General features: G+C 67.7%; 21 protein-coding genes, 6 pseudogenes and 1 riboswitch. Of the genes and pseudogenes, 16 read left to right on the plus strand and 11 right to left on the minus strand.

Annotated features, from left to right (window positions below; translation table 11 throughout):
- Positions 1–3: 3 nt before the first annotated feature.
- A complete protein-coding gene (locus tag OG306_RS05035; RefSeq protein ID WP_371665164.1) occupies positions 4–381 on the minus strand; it encodes an ArsR/SmtB family transcription factor in 378 nt (125 codons plus the stop codon).
- 236 nt (positions 382–617) lie between these two features.
- Between OG306_RS05035 and OG306_RS05040 the strand changes: the two genes are divergently transcribed.
- The 4 genes from OG306_RS05040 to OG306_RS05055 all read left to right on the plus strand — a co-directional run bounded on the left by OG306_RS05040 (position 618) and on the right by OG306_RS05055 (position 3,396).
- Positions 618–884: a GlsB/YeaQ/YmgE family stress response membrane protein gene (locus tag OG306_RS05040; protein ID WP_266744827.1), complete on the plus strand. Its 267-nt coding sequence runs from the start codon at positions 618–620 to the stop codon at positions 882–884.
- Positions 885–1,089: 205 nt separating this feature from the next.
- A complete protein-coding gene (locus OG306_RS05045; protein ID WP_371666217.1) occupies positions 1,090–1,701 on the plus strand; it encodes a hypothetical protein in 612 nt (203 codons plus the stop codon).
- Positions 1,602–2,282 (plus strand): lysophospholipid acyltransferase family protein, encoded by a 681-nt coding sequence (locus OG306_RS05050; RefSeq protein ID WP_266752084.1) that lies wholly within the window; start codon positions 1,602–1,604, stop codon positions 2,280–2,282. Before OG306_RS05045 ends, OG306_RS05050 begins: the two co-directional genes overlap by 100 nt.
- A gap of 64 nt (positions 2,283–2,346) precedes the next feature.
- Positions 2,347–3,396, plus strand: coding sequence for an NAD-dependent epimerase/dehydratase family protein (locus OG306_RS05055; protein WP_266744829.1), 1,050 nt, complete (start codon positions 2,347–2,349; stop codon positions 3,394–3,396).
- An 83-nt stretch (positions 3,397–3,479) separates the two neighbouring features.
- Here OG306_RS05055 and OG306_RS05060 read toward each other — a convergent pair whose 3' ends face one another.
- From OG306_RS05060 to OG306_RS05070, 3 genes and pseudogenes are all read right to left on the minus strand, one after another.
- Positions 3,480–5,057, minus strand: a complete 1,578-nt coding sequence (locus OG306_RS05060) for an alpha/beta hydrolase (protein WP_266744830.1) — start codon at positions 5,055–5,057, stop codon at positions 3,480–3,482.
- A gap of 157 nt (positions 5,058–5,214) precedes the next feature.
- Positions 5,215–6,044: pseudogene (locus tag OG306_RS05065) on the minus strand (urease accessory protein UreD).
- A gap of 196 nt (positions 6,045–6,240) precedes the next feature.
- Positions 6,241–6,525: a type II toxin-antitoxin system Phd/YefM family antitoxin gene (locus OG306_RS05070; RefSeq protein WP_266744831.1), complete on the minus strand. Its 285-nt coding sequence runs from the start codon at positions 6,523–6,525 to the stop codon at positions 6,241–6,243.
- Between the two features lie 429 nt (positions 6,526–6,954).
- Between OG306_RS05070 and OG306_RS05075 the strand changes: the two are divergent.
- Positions 6,955–7,423 (plus strand): annotated as a pseudogene (locus tag OG306_RS05075) (transposase); the annotation flags it as partial.
- Between the two features lie 77 nt (positions 7,424–7,500).
- On the opposite strand, the gene OG306_RS05080 reads toward OG306_RS05075, so the two are convergent.
- Positions 7,501–7,905, minus strand: coding sequence for a hypothetical protein (locus tag OG306_RS05080; protein ID WP_266907271.1), 405 nt, complete (start codon positions 7,903–7,905; stop codon positions 7,501–7,503).
- An 80-nt stretch (positions 7,906–7,985) separates the two neighbouring features.
- Positions 7,986–8,432, minus strand: a complete 447-nt coding sequence (locus OG306_RS05085; protein ID WP_371665165.1) for a hypothetical protein — start codon at positions 8,430–8,432, stop codon at positions 7,986–7,988.
- Positions 8,433–8,522: 90 nt separating this feature from the next.
- On the opposite strand from OG306_RS05085, the gene OG306_RS05090 reads away from it, so the two are divergent.
- Positions 8,523–9,209, plus strand: a complete 687-nt coding sequence (locus tag OG306_RS05090) for an RHS repeat-associated core domain-containing protein (protein WP_266907267.1) — start codon at positions 8,523–8,525, stop codon at positions 9,207–9,209.
- A gap of 187 nt (positions 9,210–9,396) precedes the next feature.
- Positions 9,397–9,903 (plus strand): hypothetical protein, encoded by a 507-nt coding sequence (locus OG306_RS05095; RefSeq protein WP_266744836.1) that lies wholly within the window; start codon positions 9,397–9,399, stop codon positions 9,901–9,903.
- 252 nt (positions 9,904–10,155) lie between these two features.
- On the opposite strand, the pseudogene OG306_RS05100 reads toward OG306_RS05095, so the two are convergent.
- Positions 10,156–10,590, minus strand: a pseudogene (locus OG306_RS05100) (transposase); the annotation flags it as partial.
- A 57-nt stretch (positions 10,591–10,647) separates the two neighbouring features.
- A pseudogene (locus tag OG306_RS05105) lies at positions 10,648–10,815 on the minus strand (IS1380 family transposase); the annotation flags it as partial.
- A 171-nt stretch (positions 10,816–10,986) separates the two neighbouring features.
- Here OG306_RS05105 and OG306_RS05110 point away from each other — a divergent pair.
- From OG306_RS05110 to OG306_RS05135, 6 genes and pseudogenes are all read left to right on the plus strand, one after another.
- Positions 10,987–12,180: pseudogene (locus OG306_RS05110) on the plus strand (IS4 family transposase); the annotation flags it as partial.
- Between the two features lie 251 nt (positions 12,181–12,431).
- A complete protein-coding gene (locus OG306_RS05115; protein ID WP_266744838.1) occupies positions 12,432–12,662 on the plus strand; it encodes a hypothetical protein in 231 nt (76 codons plus the stop codon).
- A 9-nt stretch (positions 12,663–12,671) separates the two neighbouring features.
- Entirely contained in the window at positions 12,672–13,538 is an 867-nt protein-coding gene (locus tag OG306_RS05120; protein ID WP_266752085.1) for a site-specific integrase, read from the plus strand.
- A gap of 201 nt (positions 13,539–13,739) precedes the next feature.
- Positions 13,740–14,375, plus strand: a complete 636-nt coding sequence (locus OG306_RS05125) for an ATP-dependent Clp protease proteolytic subunit (protein ID WP_323184038.1) — start codon at positions 13,740–13,742, stop codon at positions 14,373–14,375.
- A gap of 7 nt (positions 14,376–14,382) precedes the next feature.
- Complete coding sequence (locus tag OG306_RS05130; protein WP_327349994.1) at positions 14,383–14,691, plus strand: hypothetical protein; 309 nt, start codon at positions 14,383–14,385, stop codon at positions 14,689–14,691.
- Between the two features lie 405 nt (positions 14,692–15,096).
- Positions 15,097–15,261: riboswitch (cyclic di-AMP (ydaO/yuaA leader) on the plus strand.
- A gap of 3 nt (positions 15,262–15,264) precedes the next feature.
- Positions 15,265–15,738, plus strand: a complete 474-nt coding sequence (locus OG306_RS05135; protein WP_266744841.1) for a C40 family peptidase — start codon at positions 15,265–15,267, stop codon at positions 15,736–15,738.
- 43 nt (positions 15,739–15,781) lie between these two features.
- On the opposite strand, the pseudogene OG306_RS05140 reads toward OG306_RS05135, so the two are convergent.
- Positions 15,782–15,895 (minus strand): annotated as a pseudogene (locus tag OG306_RS05140) (LysE family translocator); the annotation flags it as partial.
- A gap of 50 nt (positions 15,896–15,945) precedes the next feature.
- Positions 15,946–16,377: an ATP-binding protein gene (locus OG306_RS05145; protein WP_371665166.1), complete on the minus strand. Its 432-nt coding sequence runs from the start codon at positions 16,375–16,377 to the stop codon at positions 15,946–15,948.
- 351 nt (positions 16,378–16,728) lie between these two features.
- Here OG306_RS05145 and OG306_RS05150 point away from each other — a divergent pair, with 351 nt between their 5' ends.
- A complete protein-coding gene (locus tag OG306_RS05150) occupies positions 16,729–16,830 on the plus strand; it encodes a DUF397 domain-containing protein (protein WP_266744843.1) in 102 nt (33 codons plus the stop codon).
- On the opposite strand, the gene OG306_RS05155 is transcribed toward OG306_RS05150, so the two are convergent.
- Complete coding sequence (locus tag OG306_RS05155; RefSeq protein ID WP_371665167.1) at positions 16,823–17,965, minus strand: 8-amino-7-oxononanoate synthase; 1,143 nt, start codon at positions 17,963–17,965, stop codon at positions 16,823–16,825. The two genes, OG306_RS05150 and OG306_RS05155, sit on opposite strands and share 8 nt — an antisense overlap.
- A gap of 142 nt (positions 17,966–18,107) precedes the next feature.
- Between OG306_RS05155 and bioB the strand changes: the two genes are divergently transcribed.
- Both bioB and OG306_RS05165 read left to right on the plus strand, forming a co-directional pair.
- Positions 18,108–19,316, plus strand: a complete 1,209-nt coding sequence (bioB, locus tag OG306_RS05160) for a biotin synthase BioB (RefSeq protein ID WP_327259451.1) — start codon at positions 18,108–18,110, stop codon at positions 19,314–19,316.
- Positions 19,309–20,613, plus strand: a complete 1,305-nt coding sequence (locus OG306_RS05165) for an adenosylmethionine--8-amino-7-oxononanoate transaminase (RefSeq protein WP_266744846.1) — start codon at positions 19,309–19,311, stop codon at positions 20,611–20,613. Before bioB ends, OG306_RS05165 begins: the two co-directional genes overlap by 8 nt.

The following is a 20,613-nucleotide window of genomic DNA, read 5'->3' on the forward strand; positions in this document are numbered from 1 at the left end:
GTCTCAGGCGCCGGTCCCGCGGAGCGCGCGCACCGGTGCGGACGCAGCATCGGCGCGCGCGGTCAACTGGCCGACCATCAGCCGCACCACGGTCACGGTATCGGGGTCGTCCACGAAGTAGACCATCCGTCGGCCCTCGCGACGGGAGCGCACGAGACCGGCGAGCTTCAGCTTCGTCAGGTGCTGGCTGACGGCGGGCAGCGCGCCGCCCACTCGCTCCGCGAGTCCGCTCACATCACTCTCGCCCCGGGCCAGCGTCCACATGATGTGCAGCCGCGCCGAGGACGCCAGCAGCCCGAAGGCCGAGGCCGCCGCCGCGAGTACCTCGGCAGGCGGGTCCTCGAAGCTGTCGGCGCCTGTCGTCACCGTCGTCCCTCCCATGTCCCGGGGTCGCTTGCGAACCTTCCCAGTCTAGACCGCAGTCCAGAACCCCGAACGACGTCGGCCGCCCGCCGATGAGCCCGTCCATGCCCACCGGCCGCCAGAGGTTCCGGCGCAACCAGCACCGCCCGCGCCGCGTCTTCACCCTTATCTGTACGGTTGCGCAACCGCGCAATGCATCGCTGTCGGCCGGAGGAGCCTCCGCCCGGTGCGATCCGAGAAAGGAAACAACGAACGTGGGCATCATCAGCTGGATCATCCTCGGGCTCGTCGCCGGAGTCATCGCCAAGGTCCTGCTCCCCGGGCGCGACCCCGGTGGCCTGATCGGTACCACTCTCATCGGCATCGCCGGCGCCTTCGTCGGCGGCTGGCTCTCGGCGCACTTTCTCGACCGTCCCGTGGAGAACGACTTCTTCGACCTGACCACATGGGGCGCGGCGATCGGCGGCTCCCTCGTCCTGCTCATCGGCTACCGCCTGCTCTTCGGCAACTCGCGGGACTGACGAAAGCCCGGAACTCCGTCGGCACTTCTCCCGCTCCTCGCCGGTTTTCACGTGGCTGTGGAAACCAGCGAGGAAGCCGGGAGGTGAACGCCTGCCGGGGCGGGTCGAGATCAGTCACGTCGGTCAACTCGCCTGGATCTCGGCCGCGCCGAGCGCGCCGGCATCCGGCCCCGCGCCGCGCGCGAAATGCGTCGCCGTGCTGCGCATGGAGGCCGGCCGTACGCCTCACGGCCCCGCGCTGACCGCACCGGCCGGCGAGCTCGGCGCCCGCAACCGGGATTCCGTGCGTGGTGGGCCGGCCACCAGGTGCGCGGTCCACGGCAACTCACCACGACCTGTGTCCGCCCTCGTCGGCGCCCTCACGCTCGACGTCCAGCAGTTCTCCGTCGACACCCACCCCGGCCAACAGCTCATCACCTGCGCCACGGAACCCGGCTCGTCCTCCCACGAGGCGCTCCGACTCCTCCTGCAGTGGTCCGCAGCCGGCACCGGCCGCCAGGACGAAGCCCTCCCGGGCAAAGAACAGGGCACCATTGAGCGTCAGCTCCGACCCGTCCGCAGACCGGTACACAAGACGACGGCTGCACCTAGGCTGTCCTCCCCTGATGTGTCCGCCGACCTCGCGGAATGCAGCCCTGGAGCCGATCCGACCGAGCTGGGAGCCGTCCCGTGTTCTACTACGTGCTCAAATACGCCATTATCGGGCCGCTTCTCCGGCTGTTCTTCCGTCCCAGGATCGAGGGTCCGGAGCACATCCCGGAGCACGGCGCGGCCATCGTCGCCGGTAACCATCTGTCGTTCTCCGACCATTTCCTGATGCCCGCGATCCTCAAACGGCGCATCACGTTCCTCGCCAAGGCGGAGTACTTCACCGGGCCGGGAGTGAAGGGGCGGCTGACCGCGGCCTTCTTCCACAGCATCGGTCAGATTCCGGTGGACCGGTCCGGCAAGGACGCGGGGCAGGCGGCGATCCGCGAAGGGCTCGGGGTGCTGGGCAGGGGCGAGCTGCTGGGGATCTATCCGGAGGGCACCCGTTCGCACGACGGCCGGCTCTACAAGGGCAAGGTCGGTGTGGCCGTGATGGCGATCAGGGCGCAGGTGCCGGTGGTGCCGTGCGCGATGGTCGGCACGTTCGAGATCCAGCCGCCGGGACAGGTCGTGCCGCGCATCAAGCGGGTCACCATCCGCTTCGGCGAGCCGCTGGACTTCTCCCGCTATGCCGGTCTGGAGAACCAGAAGGCGGCGATCCGGGCCGTCACCGACGAGATCATGTACGCCATCCTCACCCTCTCCGGCCAGGAGTACGTCGACGAGTACGCGGCCAAGGTGAAGGCCGCGCAGGCCGAGCAGACCAGGCAGACCGGGCCGTCGAAGAAGTTCCCGAAACTGCGACGCTGACGGCGGATCCGCGCAGGGTGAACTCCTCTCGTCCGGGTCGCGGTCCCCGCCTAGCGTGCCTCTCATGACCAAGGGAAACGCATGGGTTCTGGGAGCGACGGGACAGATCGGGCGAGCGGCCGTGCAGGCGCTCGTCGAGGACGGCTGGGAGGTGACGGCCGCTTCCCGCGGCGGCGGCCGGGACGCGCGATGGGACGACGCGGTGCGCACGACGGCTCTCGACCGGGACGAGGACGGGGCGCTCGCGGCCGCGCTGGGCGACGGCTGTGACGTACTGGTCGACATGGTGGCGTACGGGGCGGGCCACGCCCGGCAGCTGACCGGCCTCGCGGGCCGGATCGGTTCGGCGGTGGTCATCTCCAGCGGTGCGGTGTACGAGGACGATCGTGGGCGCAGCTTCGATACGCAGGACGAGCCCGATGGATTTCCCCGGTACCCCGTGCCGATCCCGGAGACCCGGCGCACGGTTCCGGCCGGTGACGCCACCTACGGGACCCGGAAGGTCCAGCTGGAGCAGGATCTGCTGGCGGCGGGGGACGCGCTGCCGGTGACACTGTTGCGCGCGGGGGCGATTCATGGGCCGTACTGCCGCTCCCCGCGCGAGCTGTATTTCGTGAAGAGGCTCCTGGACGGCCGGGAGCGACGGGTGCTCGCGTACGGCGGTACGTCGCGTTTCCATCCGGTTCATTCCACCAACCTGGCCGAGCTGATCCGGCTCGCCGCCGGGCGGCCGGGTTCGCGGGTGCTCAATGCCGGGGATCCACAGGCGCCGACGGTCGCGGAGATCGGCGCGGCCGTCGACGCGGTGCTCGGCCGGAGCACCGAGACCGTGCTGATGGCGGGCGCGCCAGGGGAGGACGGCGTCGGGGAGACGCCGTGGAGCTGCCCCCATCCCGTCGTCTACGACATGACGGCGGCCGAGCGGGAGCTCGGGTACCGGCCGGTGACGGGCTACGCTCAGTCGCTTCCGGAGACGGTCGAGTGGATCGCCGCGCAACTGGCGGGCAGGGACTGGACGGAGGCCTACCCCGCCATGCTGCGGTCGTACGGGAGAAAGCTCTTCGACTACGCGGCGGAGGACGCCTGGCTGGAGACGTACGACCGGCAGGCATGAGACGGATCCGGTAACGCGAGAACGGGCGGCCGGTGGATCCGGGTCCGCCCGTTCCCGTTACTCGGGAGCGCTGGATGTGACCGTTACGGCTTGGGGGTGGCGTGCGGGGCGCACGTCACGTCGTCGCGGTCGGTGCTGCCCGTGAGCAGGTAGGCGTCCACCCGCTCGTTGATGCAGGGGTTGACCAGACCGGTGACACCGTGCGAACCGGCGTCCCGTTCCGTGATGAGGCGCGAGCCCTTGAAGCGCTTGTGCAGTTCGACGGCGCCCTGGTACGGGGTGGCGGCGTCACGCGTGGACTGCACGATCAGCACCGGGGGCAGGCCCTTGCCGGTCTTGACGTTCACCGGGTTCTGCTGCTTGGCCGACCATGTCGCACAGGGCAGGTTCATCCAGGCGTTGGCCCAGGTCATGAACGGGTAGTCCTTGTGCAGCCGGGTGTTGTCGTGGTCCCACTTCTGCCAGCTGGTGGGCCATTTGGCGTCAGTGCACTCGACGGCCGTGTACACGGCGTTGCCGTTCTCCGAGGAGATGTTCCCCGCGGTGTCCGACATGTCCGGGGCCGCCGCGTCGACCAGGGCCTGGGTGTCGCCACCCAGGTAGTCGCTCCAGGTCTGGGCGACGAGTGCCCAGGTGGAGTCGTAGTACGGCGCGTTCTGGAAGAAGCCGATGAGTTCGGCGGGGCCGACGACGCCACCGATCGGCTTCTTCTTGGCACTGGCGCGCAGCTTCAGCCACGCCTGCTCGACCTTCTCGGGGGTGTTGCCGATGTGGAAGGCGGAGTCGTTCTTGGCGACCCATGCCTTCCAGTCGTCCCAGCGCTTCTGGAAGGCGATGTCCTGATTGAGGTTGGCCTGGTACCAGATGTTGTCCTTCGACGGGTCGACGACACTGTCGACGACCATGCGGCGGACGTGGGTCGGGAAGAGTGTGCCGTAGACCGCGCCGAGGTAGGTGCCGTAGGAGACGCCCAGGTAGTTGAGCTTCTTCTCACCGAGCGCGGCGCGGATGACGTCCAGGTCGCGTGCGGTGTTCGGCGTGGTCATGTGCGGCAGCATGTCGCCGCTGCGTTCGGCGCAGCCGTCCGCGTACTCGGCTGCGAGCTTGCGCTGGGCACGCTTGTCGGCTTCGGAGTCGGGTACGGGGTCGGCCTTCGGGGCCTTGACGTACTCCTGGGGGTCGACGCACGAGATCGGCGCGGAGTGGCCGACGCCCCGCGGGTCGAAGCCCACGAAGTCGTAGGCCTTCGCCGTGTTCGCCCAGAGGGGGTTCTTGTTGGTGATCCGGGTCGGGAACCGCAGCCCCGAACCGCCGGGGCCGCCCGGGTTGTAGAGCAGGGCGCCCTGTCGCTCGTCCTTGGTGCCGGTGCCGACGTGCCGGTCGACGGCGAGCTTGATCTGCTTGCCGTCGGGCCTGGCGTAGTCGAGCGGCACGGTCACCCAGCCGCACTGGATCGGCTTGGCCAGGGCCCAGTCGGCCGGACAGTCCTTCCAGTCGATGCCGGAGCTGGCTGCCCGGGCCGCGGCGAGCTCGACACCATACGCCTCGGAACCTTGGTGGTGACGGCTTTCGGCGGTGGCCGCCGGGGCGGATATCGCGCCCGCGATGAGCGTGCCCGCGATCAGAGCGCCGGCCGAGCCGAGCACTGCTGTGCGTCTCAAGTGGAGCCTCCCCCATATGTGAAGCGCCACCGGTGGCGGCGCGTTTCATTCGGGACCTCCCGCGGATCCTGTCGTCTGTGAGGTTCCTGAGAACAGGCCGCACACCCACTTCTTTACCGAATCGATAACCGGACATCCGTGTCCCGCTGAGCGGAGTTCAGCCTGCCGAGGTGTGGAGTACGTCGTTCAGAGCCTCGTCCAGGGCCCTGCGCAGCAGGCGAGCGTCGGGGGCGACCGCGGTCACCAGCACACCCGGACCGGCGAGCGGGGTGAGGACTGCCGTTGGTCCCAGCAGGCGCGCTTCGGGACATTTCTCGTTGAACGCCGGGTCTACGACGAGGAGTTGACCGACGACTCGATGGCCGCCCAGTACGGCCGCGCCGTCCCGTCCTTGGGGTGCTCCCGGCCCGTACGCGACCTGCTGGTCGATCAACGGACGGCCGGCGCGACGCACGGTGAGGCGACTGGTGAGGGTGCCGGTCCTCTCGCCGTGCCGGCCGAGGATCTGCTCCTCGCGCAGCACCAGCCTTGCGGTGGGGGCGAGTTCGACGCGCGTGGTCATGCGCAGGGCACTGCTGTGCGCCGAGACGAGTTGCTCCGGCGGCCGGCAGAGCCCGGCCCGCTCCCCCACGCTCAACTCGATGTCATACGTGGCGGGTTCGGCCCCGGCCCCGGCCCCGGCAGGGCGATGGTCGCCGCCACCGAGCCGACGGTGAGCCGGGCGCCGTCCCCGACCCACGCCTCTACGGCGAGCCGGTCGCCGTAGAGCGGTGCGCTCATGACTCCGACGACGGTGACCCGGGCGTACGGGCCGTTTCCGGCCCGGGTCGGCAGACCGGGGACGATGCGCCGTCCGGCGAGGGGGACGAGTTCGACGTCGACGGGTATGCCGGGTTCGAAGCGCACGGCCGTTCCGGCGGCGACGTTGAGACGCAGACCGTGGGCGGCCGCACCACACACCCCGCCCGCGAACAGCCCACGCAGCATCCGGCCGAGCGGCACATCGGGGGCCGGTGCCCCGGAGCCACCCTGGCAGCCCGGCCCCCGTTCAGGCATGCCGCAGCGCCCCCGAAGCCCCGCCACGGCCGGGGGCGCTGCGGCATTCCAGGTCGCGGGTCGTCGGCGGCACCCTCAGGCGCCGAGCCCAGGCTGCGCGCTCAGGCGTCAGGCCCGGACGCCGCACTCAGGCGCCGGGCTCGGAATGCCCCCGGTGTTCCGCCGCGATGCCGAAACGCCTCCGTTCGCCGGGAGCGGACACGGAGGAGCCGATCGAGGAGACCGAGCTGATCACCTGCTCCTCGTCCGCCACCCCTCCGTTTTCGAGTCGCTCCAGGTCAGCGGCCGAAACGAGCGCCACGAGGGGCTTGCCGTGCCGCGTCACGACCACTCGCTCGCCGCCGTAGACGACGCGGTTGATCAGTTCGGCGAGCTCAGCTCGGGCTTGCGTCACCGGAATCTCGTAGGCCATGCTCCCTAGCCTATGTAATGTCCACCTGGTCCGCCGTGGTCCGTAGCGACAGCGATTATCCAGGTCAGAGGCTCTCGCGTGCTCCCGTGCGCTCTCGTTTGTGAGAGATGTGTGAGACGAGGCGAGACCAAGAGTTTTCTGGTAGCCCTGGATCTTGGCGGGTCTCAGCTTGACTCTGTCGGAGATCTTGGAATCAGCGGTGTCAACCACCGCTGCTTCTCCAGGACTTCGGCCGGTGGATTTTGTGCTGGTCCAGGAAAGTCTCATCACAGTCGTGTCCGTCCGCCGGGCCGGTGCGCGCGAGCCCATTCCCTGCGCGCGGAAGGAACAACCCGGCCACCATGGCACAGCCCATCGAGGTGATCGGCGGGATCGACACCACCCTGACTTCCACCAGGCCGCCGTCATCGACACCATCGGCCGGCACCTTTGGCCAAGCGCTACCGGCACCTGAGCGAAGAGATAGCAGACGCGGACGCCGATCTGCACGTTCTGATCGCCCGCACTGCCCCCGGCCTGCTCGCGCTGCCAGGCGTTGGGACCGAGACCGCCGGGCAATTGCTGGTCACCGCCGGGGACAACCCCCGACAGGCTCGTCTCGGAGGCATCCTTCGCCCACCTGTGCGCTGCCGCACCTGAGCCAGCCTCTTCCGGGCGCACTGACCGCCATCGACTCAACCGTGGCGGTGACCGCCAGGCCAACCGAGCGCTGCACACAATCGTGCTGGTCCGCATGCGCCACGCCCCACGCACACGTGACTACGTCGCACGACGCACTCTCGAAGGGCTCAAGACGAAGGACACCTTCAGATGCCTCAAGCGCTTCGTCGCGCGAGAGGTCTACCACCACGTCACGAGCACATTCAGCAGCGCACGATCGACGTCCCCAGCGACTTGACGATCTATAGGAGCTTCAGGGTCAAGCTCAGGCAGCAGCCGGTCACGGCGCGGGCCCCTGCCCTTGGTCACGCCTGATCAGGCGACAGGGCATTTCTGAAGTGGAGTCATCCCCTTCTGCGTTCCGCCCTCGGTATCCGCCTGGAACAGGAAGGAGTAGCAGCGGTAGGTCCGAGAGTACGAGGAGCCGAACATGCTGGTCTCCTCGTATGTCTCGAAGAACTGGACGATGGTGGTCAGTGAATCGTCCGACGGTGTGTAGGAGAGGAGCGTGCCATCATGCTGTTGCGCGATACCGCGCGTCCGCACCTCGCTCGGATGGTGGTCTTTCGCTTCGTCCAGCATGTCGCCCGCGTACGACCGGGCCTGGCTCGCCACCCGGCGCAGCGCTTGTTGCTCATTGCGCTCGTTGGCGCGGTCCTGGCGGTTGGCCAGGACCAAGAGCGTCGCTGCGATGAGCACCACCACGACCATGGGCGCCATGAGGGCGACCAGGCAGCCACGGGCTGGTGCTCCGTCGCGGCCGGACCGCGACGGAGCACCGACATGGGAGGGACCCGGGCTCACTGGTCCTCTTGCTTGAGCGCAGCGGGACCGAGCGTCATGAACGCCTGCGCGTAGGCGGTCGTGCCGGTCTTGTTCGGATGGTAGCTCTCGTGACTAAGGCAGGTGTCTCCCCAGAACCACCAGCAGAGCTGCGTGGCGTCGTCGCCGTGGTGGAAGTCGCCGTCACCGTACGGTCCGGCCACGACCCCGTTGATACCTTCCGTCGGGTCGCAGATGCGCTTCCCCTCGAACGCCGATTGCGGAGACCGGTATCGCACGCCGTCCGCACTCATGGAGTTCGCCAACTCGCGTTGCTTGTCCTCGAAGTACTGGGCCATGTCGTTCAGGATGACACGCTGAGACGCGCTCACCAGCGTCGAGATCGTCGCCTTCGACGCCCGGTCGTGGATCTGCTCCAACGCCGTTCTGGTCTCATTCACGGCTGCGTTGATGTCCGCCTTCATCGAGGCTTCGGAGGGACATCCGCTGACAACGCAGTCCTGGATCTTCTTGTCGAAGCGAGCGTCGTTGCCGCCTCGCCCATGGCGACGACCATGTCCGTCCAGCTGGAACTGGAGACCACCACCGCCAGAGTCCACCGTTACGACGAGTACGGCAACCCGCTGGACGCCACTGCCGCCGCAGCGGAGTACGGATCCCTGGGCGCCTACCAGCGCGCCACCGACGGCCTGGCTGGATACACCCTGATGGGTGTCCGCGTCTACGATCCGACCACCGGCCGCTTCCTCCAGGCCGACCCGGTCTACGGCGGCAACGCCGACGCCTACGTCTACCCCGCCGATCCGATCACGCAACTGGATACCAGCGGGAGTCGACTGAACTATCGCGATCAGCAAAAGGCGACAAAAAAACTACACGCTATATCTCAGGCGATCCTGCACCGGGCATTCCAAGTGCAGTCTCACCTGGCGCCTGAAGCTGAAGAGCATATGGAAGAAGTACGGCTCCGTGAAATTGGTGTTCAGCATCACCATTCCAGGGAAGCGAATTGTGACAAATCAGAGCTACGGCCACGCGGAGGCAGGGGATTACTTCTTCCACACCTCCTGGGGGTTCCGAACGGGAGAAGCAGGACGGAGGCGGAGCGAGGAAAGTACAGCGTCCTCGGGTTCACGAGATGGTTCGACTGGACGGACAATGTTGAATGGTCTGGCACCGTCACTGTCCAGAACATTTGTGTGAAGAACCCGAGGCTGAGCATTTACGCACTGTTCACCTGAGGATCTTCAGTTCGATTCAGGTGATTACGTGAAATAGCATATCGCCGGAAGGGATCCTTCCGGCGATATGCTATTTTCTGGGGCGAACTTTCAACAGGTGAATCCAATCGGAAGGCTGGCGAGAGTGTCGAACTTTCTGGACTGGCGGAACAGGATGCTGCAAGCCGTCTGGCGACAAGGGGAGTCCATGTCGGAGGAGGTGCTGGCGTGGATGTCCGAGGTGCATGATGAATTCGGGGAAATTTCCGGAGATGAATTCTGCGAACTCTGGACCACGCGAACCTTCTCCATGGCGAGATCAGCCTTCGAGGTGATCCAAAAATCGGTATTTGATGAAACAGAGAAAAGGGTTGCCGGGGAGGAGTTTTGTTACGTCAATTATTTTCGCGACCCGGAATTTGGGCCGGTCGGTGTGGTTCGCTTCAAGTCTGCAGAAGTCTCGACGCCGAACTGGGCAGAAGTCCTGGGTGTCATGGCGGAAGGGGTGCAGGAATTTGTTATGGATTATTATGTCACGGTCTGGCCCGTCTGTGGCCGCCACTCCTTCGGTCTGCACGTGGATTATTTCCGTGAGACTGCAGTTTGGAAATGTAATGGAGGGCCTGCAGGTGGTCACGTGGTAAGGGCGCTTGGTCCTTCGATCCGGCTGTGGATCGTGGCGGATGACGACGTGAGAGGGCGGCATGTGAGTTGACATATGTTTTGCCGCCCAGCAGAACTTGGAGGTTGGCCATGTAGGTGGTTGATGGAAGTTCCCCCAAGGCCGGGTCGTTAGCCTCGATCGTTCATGAGTCCTCGTCGGTTCGCTGACGGGAGCTTCGTGCTTGCGAGGTGCGGTCTTTTCGGGGTTGGGGCAGGTTGGCGGCCCGGCTGTCGCGTCGGGTGGGCGCCGGGTTCCACTTTCCGGTGCGGTGATGCGGATCGTTGGGGCGGCCGGTGTGGCTGGTCAGCCGGGGCTCGGCAGGGCATTGAGCCGGTCGATTGCCTGGATGACTTCGTTGGTCCAGGGCCATCGTGTGGTGAAGCGGAGCCAGCGGCGGCGGCCGGTGGTGACGAGGTGGGCGGCGGCGGAGAACAGCCTCAGGCGGAGCCTCTTGGGTTCCCAGCGGCGCGTTTCTGTGGTCAGGGCGAGCATCGGCATCCAGGCGAGGAGGTCGAGTGCGAGGGAGACGATCTCCAGCCAGATCTGGTTCTGTGCGGTGTCGTGCAGAGGCAGGTTGCGCAGGCCGGTGTCGCGGGCGTTTCGGATGCGGTCCTCGCAGCGTGCCCGGCGGCGGTGACGCAGTTCGAGGTCGGCGAGCTGTCCGCCTTTGGTGTTGGTTGCGAAGCAGGTGAGCCGTAGTCCGTCGAGGTCGGTGAACCGCAACTGTGCGCCGGGATGGCAGTCCCCGCCCAGAGCCGTCGCGAGCGCGACATCCAGCAAGACCTTGCCCGGATCGTGCACCGCCCGCGGCTTGCGCCACGGCGCCAACGCCGTCGATATCGCGGTGTCCAGGCCCAACTTGCGGACCGTCTCGACCAGCAGCACCGCCCCGGCCTGCGAGACCGCCCCGCTGCCACCGCCCTCGACGCGGACACGCGGGTACAACCCGATACGCTTACTCACCTGGAGAGTGCTTCTTCCCGTGCAGCCAAAAGGACCCTAGACAAGTCCCATCGTTGCAGGTCAGGAGCACTCTCCGCTTATTTGATCAAGCATCGGACAACCCACCTCGTGAAAGCCCGAGGTTAAGGGCAATACCGGTAACTTACAGAGATTCTGCTCGTTGTTGTTGGTATGCCAAGAGCGGGCCAACTGAAGTCATCTGGTGAGCGGTTGTCGGACCGAGTTGCGGTCGGAGTGCTGACGCAGGCGTTTCCTCGGTCGCTGGTGGACGAGGTACTGGTGGAGACGGGCCGGATGCAACTGCGGAACCGGTTGCTGCCGGCCCGGTTGGTGGTCTATTTCGTGCTGGCGATGTGTTTGTTCTCCGGGCAGAGCTATGAGGAAGTCGCCCGGCTGCTGACAGCTGGTCTGCAGGACGAGCGGCGTTGGCGTGGGACGTGGGTGGTGCCGAGTACGGCTGCGATCTGGAAAGCCAGGTCCCGGCTGGGTGTGGCGCCTCTGCGGCGGCTGTTCGCGCGCGTGTGCTGTCCGGTCGCCACACCCGACACGCAGGGCGCCTTCTACGGCGTCTGGCGGCTGACCGCGATCGACGGCACCACGTTTGACCTGCCGGACACGAAAGCGAACATGGAAGCGTTCGGCCGCCCGCCCCGCTCCGGGCGGGGCGAACTTGAGGTCGGCCGCCCGCAGTTGCGCATGGTCGGCCTGGTGGAATGCGGCACCCACGTCGTTTTCGACGCTGCGGTCGGAGGTCTGCGCGCCGGAGAGCAGACACTGGCCCGGGCGGTGCTGGGGTCCCTGCGGCCGGGGATGCTGCTCCTGGCCGACCGCGGTTTCTACGGCGTGGACCTGTGGTGCAAAGCGGCAGCCACCGGGGCGGACCTGTTGTGGCGCGTGCGCAAGGACCTGGTGCTGCCGGTGGTGGAGCAACTGCCGGACGGCTCCTACCTCACCGAAATTTTCGATCGGAGCGACATCCACCACACTCGTCGTGGGGTGCGGGTGCGCGCGGTGGAGTACACCATCGCCGGCCACGAGGGTGTCTACCGGCTCCTCACCACCATCCTCGACCCGTCCATGGCCCCAGCCGCGGAACTGGCAGCCCTTTACGCCCAGCGATGGGAGTTCGAGTCCACCCTCGATGAGATCAAGACCCACCTCGGCGGGTCGCACCTGGTGCTGCGTTCACAACACCCTGACGGAGCCGAGCAGGAACTTTACGGCTTCCTGCTCGTCCACCACGCTATCCGGCACCTGATGCACCAGGCCGCGAACCAAGCCGGTCAGGATCCCGACCGCATCTCCTTCATCCGTTCAGTGCGCGTCGTGCGCCGCCAGGTCACCGACCAGGCGGCATTTTCCCCCGGCAGACTCACCCGCGCGGTCAAAGCGACCCACGCTGAACTCATCGAGCGTCTCCTGCCACCGCGACGCCGCAGATCCAACCCCCGCGTCATCAAACGCAAAGTCCTCGCCTGGCCCCTCAAACGCGCCGCCCACCGTGTTACGGACCGTCCAGCTATCCCGACTCTCACCATCGTCAACGCCACCAAACCCAAACGGGTCAAGCGGACCAAAGCGCCCTAAGTTACCGGTATTGAGGTTAAGGGGGGTACATGCCACAGATCAAGAAGGTCACGTTGCAGAGCGGCAAGGTCCCTTACCGCGCCGTCGTCGACATGGGCCATGACGCCCAAGGCAAGCGCAAGCAGCGCACCGTCACGATGGACACTGCCACAGAGGTGCGTAACGAGATCGCCCGCATCCGCAATCAGCGGGCGACGGGCATGTTCGTGCCGAGCAAGATCACGGTGTCCGAGTGGCTCGACATCTGGCTGGGCAAGTAGGCCAAGGACCTGGAGGAGAGCACGGCCCAGGGGTACAAGAACGCTTTGGTTCACGTGCATTCCTACCTCGGCTATATGCGCCTGCAGGAACTGACGGAGGAACACGTCGAGTTCATGGTCGCCTGGCTACTCGTCGGCGCCCGCAGACGTGGCGGCCAAGCCGGCACAGGGCTGCGCCCCTCGACGGCCCAAGGGGTGCTCAGTCGCCTGAAAGAGGCCCTCGGTCGGGCCGTCGTACGGAAATTGGTGCATGCCGACGTCGCCCAGGTCAAGGACTTCCTTCTCGGCATCAAGGACGAACGCCTGTTTGCCCCGCTGACACTCAGCCTCATGGGCCTGCGTCCCGCTGAGTTGCCGGGTCTGCGCTGGGAGGACATCGACTTCGACGCCGAAACACTGGTCATCTCCAACACCAGGACGGTGATCGGCAACGCCCGGGTGCTGAAGAAGGACACCAGAACCGAGGCGGGCGAACACACACTGCCGCTGCCACTGCCGGTGAAGCAGGCGATGCTCGCCTTTCAGGTGATGCAAGAGGTAGAGCAGATGTCGATGGGCGCGCTCTATCAGCGCTCTGGCTATATGTTCGTCGACCACTTCGGCCAGCCGCTCACGACTCGCCACCTGCGTGAGGCCGCGTACTCCCTGCAGCGGAAGCTGGAGCTGCGGAAGGTCCGGCTCTACGACGCGCGCCACTCGTGCCTCAGGTTTCTTGCCGTCAACGGCGTGCCGGACTTCGTCCTCGCCGCATGGGCCGGGCATGCCAACGCCACCTTCACCAAGCGGGTGTACGTCCACCCGAGCCACGCGGACCTCCGCGTCGCCTCGGACCACCTCACTTCTCTACTCGGTTTCAGTGAGGGCAAAGCAGCCTAATGATCAAGACGTCTAGAGATCGTGAGATATCCGCCCTCAGCGAACAGCCAAAAAAGCCTCTGAACTGGGACTTTTAGTGGATCGCCAGGATCACGCTCCCACCACAACCTTCTGTACGTCCTGTACATTTTTTACAGGTGCTCGCGCAGAGTCCGCTCACGCGAATCCCGTACAGATCCCGGAGGAGAGGCATCGTTCATGCTGTTCCGTCCTGCCGCCCGCTACGTGCTGCCCGAGTTCACCGAGCGCACGACCAACGGGACCCGCACCCTCGACCCGTACTCCAAGCTGCTCGCCGAACGGATCGTCTTCCTCGGCACCCCGGTCGACGACACCGCGGCCAATGACCTGGTCGCCCAGTTCATGTATCTGGAACACGCCGCCCCGGACCGGCCCATCTCCCTCTACATCAACTCCCCCGGCGGCTCGTTCGGGGCCATGTCGGCGATCTACGACACGATGGAGTACCTCACCTGCGAGGTGGAGACCTACTGCCTCGGCCAGGCAGGTTCCTGCGCGTCGGCACTGCTCGCGGCGGGTGCTCCCGGCAGGCGGCACGCGCTGCCCGGGGCGCGGGTCGTCGTACAGCAGCCCGCACTCACCGAGCCGGTGCAGGGCCAGCCGTCCGATCTGGAGATCGAGGCGCAGGAGTTGGAACGGGTCCACGAGATGCTCACCACGCTGTTGGCCCGCCATACCGGCCGCGGCGCCGAGCAGATCGCCGCCGACATCGAGCGCGATCTCATCCTCGACGCCCCCGGCGCCAAGGCATACGGCCTGGTGGACCACGTCATGGAGAACCGGAAGTCGTCGCTCCCGCCGCACGGTGCGCGGTGAACGCCCGGTGCGACCACCGGAGTTGCCACCACCGCCCGCGCTGACACGCGCCGAGGGCGAGTTCATCGACCGCTATCTCGAAGTCCTCGACCAACTGGGCCGGATCAACCCGGCCCGCGGCGACGACACCTACTCCGCGCTGCGGGCCGCACAGGCACTGGCCTCACGGGCGGCCGCGCTGCGGGACGCCCTCACGTTGATGCACGAACGCGGCGAAGCACGGATCCACGCCGCCACCCTGGCCCGGGCGCTACGGGTGCTGGACGGGGAACGGCGGGCCGGACGCGTCACCGTACCTCCCGATCCGACGAGTTGATCAACCGATTTTCCGCCAGGCCGGCCGGGACCAGCCGGGCTCCCCCGCAACCCGCCCCGGCCGGGGGCACCCAACTCCCGTTCGCGACACGCCCGGTGGTCACATCGAAATTCCTAGCTCTTTCGGCGTAGAAAGTCCCTCTCGCGAGATATTTCTCCAGTTGCGCGCTCCCGGCGGGCAATGAGCGGAATCCTTGATTCCACCCCTGGTACGGGACCGGTCCGAATGAACGTCAGCGTTCCCGGAACCGCCGGCTCCACCCGAACGGGTCAGCCGCGAAGAGCCTCACAATTCGTCGTTTATCCTCGAAAATCCGGCAGTCGGTGAGTCAAGATCCGTGGGACGACAAGCCCCCGCCACAGCGACGGGGCGGTCCGGGCGGACGCCGAGTCCTGCCGCCGTCCGGATGTCTGGTCGACAGAAGTGGATCGGCAGGAGTGGAGGACCCGAGCACAACGGGTCGACCGGATCACCGGTCGGCCCTCGGGGTGAAGCCGCCGAGCGCGGCCGGGCAACTTCGCCAGCCCGAACCCGACAGGTCATCCTTCACAGGCGGCTGACGAAGGGTTGCGCATGACTGCGCAGGTTCATGTCCCGTCTCTGCTCGCCCGGGCCGGTACGGCCTCGGTTCTGACTCTGGCCGCCGTCGGCGGCACCATGCTCGCCCCGGGCGCCGCGACGGAGGCCCAGGCGGCGACTCTCTCCATGAAGGCACTCAAGGTCGCCGCGTCCAAGAAGGGATCGCCGTACAGGTGGGGGGCCACCGGCCCCAACCTCTTCGACTGCTCGGGACTGACGGCCTATTCGTTCAAGAAGGCCGGCAAGAGGCTCCCCCGCACGGCCCAGCAGCAGTACAACAAGACCCGCCACATCCCGGCCTCGCACAGGCAACGCGGCGATCTGGTCTTCTTCCACTACGGCCACAGCGTCTACCACGTGGGGATCTACGCCGGTCACGGCAAGATCTGGCACTCGCCGAGGAGCGGTGCGGTGGTCCGGCTGGAGAAGATCTGGACGAAACACGTCTATTACGGCCGGGTCCGCTGACGCGGTCTCAGCGCCGCTGACAAGCCCGGTGCGGCTGAGGACTTCAGCGCAGCAGGGGGCCGGACGCCAGGACCAGTCCCCACGCGGTGAGCGCCGCGCCGCCTCCGCCCTCGACGGCGCGGGCGGCACGCGGGCGGCGCAGCCGCCGCCCCATCCGTCCCGTCCGCCGTCGGCCTGTCCGGGTAACGGGGCGGATCGGGTGGCCGTTCAGTTCTGTACGGGGGTGCTCCATGGGAGCGCGATCCAGACCCTCTTGCCTCCGTCGGCGGTGGGGGTGACGGTCAGCCGGCCTCCGCACTCCTTGGCCAGGGAGCGGATGATCACCATGCCGCGTCCGTTGTCCTGCTGAACGGTGGTGGGCAGCCGCCGGGGCCGACGCGGGTGACTGTCCGTCACTCCCAGCTGCAGCTGTTCCTCCCGTTCCAGTCTCAGGTCCACGGTGAAAGTGGGCGACTGCCCGAAGGTGTGCTGGACGGCGTTGGTCGCGAGCTCCGAGACGACGAGCCGGATGCCGTCGGCGAACTCCGTGTCGGTGGCCAGTCCCCATTCGGTGAGCACCCGGTCCACGTATCTCCGGGCCGCCGCGACCGAGACCGGCTCGCTCGGCAGAGTGACGCTGGCTTCTTGATGGTCTGCCATGGCGAGCCGTCCCTTTCCCACCCGGACCGACTCGCGCTCGGTCCCGGTTGTGCTTCGCGCCAGATTGCCCTTGATGCTGCCCCCTCCGGCGGCGATCCACCGAGATATGCATATATCTGTCGCTCAATGCGGTGAACCCTGCCACGCAAAACCGTATGCGGGCGTCACACTGTCCGCTCGGCAGGAGGAGGAGCGGGGATAGGGAGGAAGGCCGCCGATCCAGCACGGTCCCGGGCTCAACTTCCCCATATTCAACATCAGTTGCTTCCGTTCTCGGTCGGCGAATATGCCGGTCTCACCGGCTGTTCTCGACCATGTGACGAGTAGCCGTTCGGTGACGGACGGCTGGCCGTGCGGGACTCCAAGGACGTGTCCAGGCCCCCACTGCGGTTCTCCGCGGCGGGGGCCTGGACCTCTTTCGTCTCCGGCCTGCACCGGGGTCCGGTCAGCTGACGGGAGCGGTCCGTCGCACGATCGCCACCGCCTCGGCAATCTGTTCCTCGGTCAGATCGGCGCGCCCGGTCAGCCGCAGCCGGGAGACGCCGTCCGGCACCGACGGCGGCCGGAAGCATCCCACCGCGATTCCGGCGGTACGGCAGTCGGCCGCCCAGCGCACCGCCGCGTCTGCCGAGGGCGCCCGTACCGAGACCACGGCGGCATCGGGGCGCACGGCGGTCAGGCCGGCGGCGGTCAGCCGCTCGTACAGCGCGCTGGCGACGTCTCGGACCCGTTCGGCGCGCTCCGGCTCGCGGCCGAGCAGTCGCAGGCTGCCCAGCGCGGCGCCCGCGGCGGCCGGCGCGAGACCCGTGTCGAAGATGAAAGTCCGGGCCGTGTTGACCAGGTGTTCGATGACCCGGGCCGGACCGAGGACCGCTCCGCCCTGGCTGCCCAGGGACTTGGAGAGGGTGAGCGTGGTGACGATTCCGTCGCCGCCCGCGAGACCGGCGGCGGCGAGCGCGCCCCGGCCGCCGTCCCCCAGTACGCCCAGACCGTGCGCGTCGTCGACGAGCAGCGCGGCGCCCTCCGCCCGGCAGGCGTCGGCCAGTTCGGGCAGCGGCGCGGCGTCGCCGTCGACCGAGAAGACCGAGTCGGTGACCACCAGTGCACGGCCGTCGTGCGTCTGCAGGGCCTTGCGTACGGCGTCGGGGTCGGCGTGCGGCACGACGGCGGTCCCGGCCCGGGAGAGCCGGCAACCGTCCACGATCGAGGCGTGGTTGCCCGCGTCGGAAACGATCAGCGAGCCGCGGCCGGTGAGCGCGGTGAGGGCAGCGAGATTGGCCGCATAGCCCGATGACAGGACCAGGGCCGCCTCGAACCCGCAGAATTCGGCCAGCTCGTGTTCGAGTTCGGCGTGCAGAGCGGTGGAGCCGGTGACGAGCCGGGATCCGGTCGCGCCCGCACCCCATCGGCGGGCGGCCTCGGCGGCGGCAGCGGTGACCTCGGGGTGCCGGGTCAGGCCCAGATAGTCGTTGCTCGCGAGGTCCAGGAGTTCTGGTTCGGCGGGCCGGGGGCGGAGCGTACGGACGAGTCCGGCGTCCGCGCGGCGGCGCGCCTCGTCGCCGATCCAGTCGAACGGGGCGAAGGACATGAGCGGTCCCTTTTGTAGGCAGCTCACAGACTCTAACCGGGGGCGCAGCAGGTCATGCTGTGGCAATACCCACACCATCGGCATGCTCCATTGTCCGATTCCTCCTTGGCTGCGGGCCGTGCCGTAGGCCAGGATCAACGTCATGGACCTCCTGAACACGCTGGTGGACAAGGGGCTGCGGCGCGAGCTGCCGACCCGCGAAGAAGCACTCGCCGTACTGGCGACCTCGGACGACGATCTGCTCGACGTGGTGGCCGCGGCCGGAAGGGTGCGCCGTCAGTGGTTCGGGCGGCGCGTGAAACTGAACTATCTGGTCAATCTCAAGTCCGGGCTCTGCCCCGAGGACTGCTCGTACTGCTCGCAGCGGCTCGGATCGAAGGCCGAGATCCTCAAGTACACCTGGCTGAAGCCGGATGAGGCGTCGAAGGCAGCTGCGACCGGGGTGGCGGGTGGCGCCAAGCGGGTGTGTCTGGTGGCGAGCGGCCGCGGACCGACGGACCGTGATGTCGACCGGGTGTCGCAGACCATCGAGACGATCAAGGAACAGAACGAGGGCGTCGAGGTGTGCGCCTGTCTCGGTCTGCTCTCCGGCGGACAGGCCGACCGGCTGCGTTCGGCGGGCGCCGACGCGTACAACCACAACCTCAACACGTCCGAGGGGACGTACGGGGACATCACCACCACCCACACCTACGCGGACCGGGTGGAGACCGTGCAGCAGGCGCAGGCCGCCGGGCTCTCGGCGTGCTCCGGGCTGATCGCGGGGATGGGCGAGAGCGACGCCGATCTGGTCGATGTCGTCTTCTCGCTGCGGGAGCTGGACCCGGACTCGGTGCCGGTGAACTTCCTGATCCCGTTCGAGGGAACCCCGCTGGCCAAGGAGTGGAACCTCACCCCGCAGCGGTGCCTGCGCATTCTGGCGATGGTCCGGTTCGTCTGCCCGGATGTGGAGGTCCGGCTCGCGGGCGGGCGCGAGGTGCATCTGCGCTCGATGCAGCCGCTCGCCCTGCACCTGGTCAACTCGATTTTCCTGGGCGACTACCTGACGAGTGAGGGGCAGGCGGGGCAGGCGGACCTGGACATGATCGCGGACGCCGGTTTCGAGGTGGAGGGAGCGGGGACGACGACGCTGCCCGCGCACCGTGCGCCGGCGGGGGGCGGGTGCGGTTCGCACGACGATGGGTGCGGTTCGCACGACAGCGGGTGCAGTTCCCGGAACGGCGGGTGCGCGCCGTGCGGAGACGCGCCCGGGGATGCCGTGGCCGAACCCGGCGAGGTTCCGGCAGCACGCACGGATCTGGTGGCGGTGCGTCGTCGCGGCGCGGGCACGGATCTCGCTCCCAATGCATGAGGCCCTCACCCCGGACGAGCTCCGCTCCCTGGACCGGGCCCACGTCTGGCATCCGTACGGCCCCATGCCGGGACGTCAGGAGCCATTGGTCGTGGAGTCCGCGTCCGGGGTACGGCTCCGGCTCGCCGAACCGGCCCACGGGCAGCAGGAGCTGGTCGACGGCATGTCGTCGTGGTGGTCGGCGGTGCACGGCTACAACCACCCGGTGCTCAACGAGGCGGCGCGCGGCCAGCTGGACCGGATGAGCCATGTGATGTTCGGCGGGCTCACCCATGAGCCCGCCGTGCGGCTGGCCACCCGGCTGGTCGAGATCACCCCGGAGCCGCTGCGGCATGTGTTCCTCGCCGACTCGGGTTCGGTGTCGGTCGAGGTCGCGGTGAAGATGTGTCTGCAGTACTGGCGCTCGGCCGGGCGGCCGGCCAAGCAGCGGCTGCTGACCTGGCGCGGCGGTTACCACGGGGACACCTGGCAGCCGATGTCGGTGTGCGACCCCGAGGGCGGCATGCACGAGCTGTGGTCGGGCGTGCTGCCCCGGCAGATCTTCGCGGACGAGCCACCGGCCGGTTTCGACGCGGAGCCGGATGCCGCGTACGCCCGTCATCTGCGGGAACTGATCGCGGAGCACGCCGACCGGCTGGCCGCGGTGATCGTGGAGCCGGTGGTGCAGGGCGCGGGCGGTATGCGGTTCCACTCCCCCGCCTATCTGCGGGTGCTGCGCGAGGCGTGCGACGCGCACGACGTGCTGCTGGTGTTCGATGAGATCGCCACGGGGTTCGGCCGTACGGGGAAGCTGTTCGCCGCCGGGCACACGGGGATCTCGCCCGATGTCATGTGTGTGGGCAAGGCGCTGACCGGCGGCTACCTGACGATGGCGGCGACGCTGTGCACCTCTCGGGTGGCGGAAGGTATCTCGCGCGGCGACGTGCCGGTGCTGGCACACGGACCGACGTTCATGGGCAATCCGCTCGCCTCCGCGGTGGCGTGCGCCTCGATCGACCTGCTGCTCGGCCAGGACTGGGAGCGGGAGGTCCGGCGGATCGGTACGGGGCTGCGGGAAGGTCTCGCCCCGGCGGCGGAACTGCCCGGCGTGCGAGAGGTGCGGGTGCTGGGCGCGATCGGCGTCGTACAGCTCGATCACGAGGTGGACATGGCCGCCGCGACCCGGGCGGCGGTGCGGGAAGGCGTGTGGCTGCGGCCGTTCCGCGATCTCGTCTACACGATGCCGCCGTATGTGACCGGTGACGACGATGTGGCGCGGATCTGCCGCGCCGTGTGCGCGGCTGCGCGGGAGGGCTGA

The organism is Streptomyces sp. NBC_01241, assembly GCF_041435435.1.
Classification (GTDB): domain Bacteria; phylum Actinomycetota; class Actinomycetes; order Streptomycetales; family Streptomycetaceae; genus Streptomyces.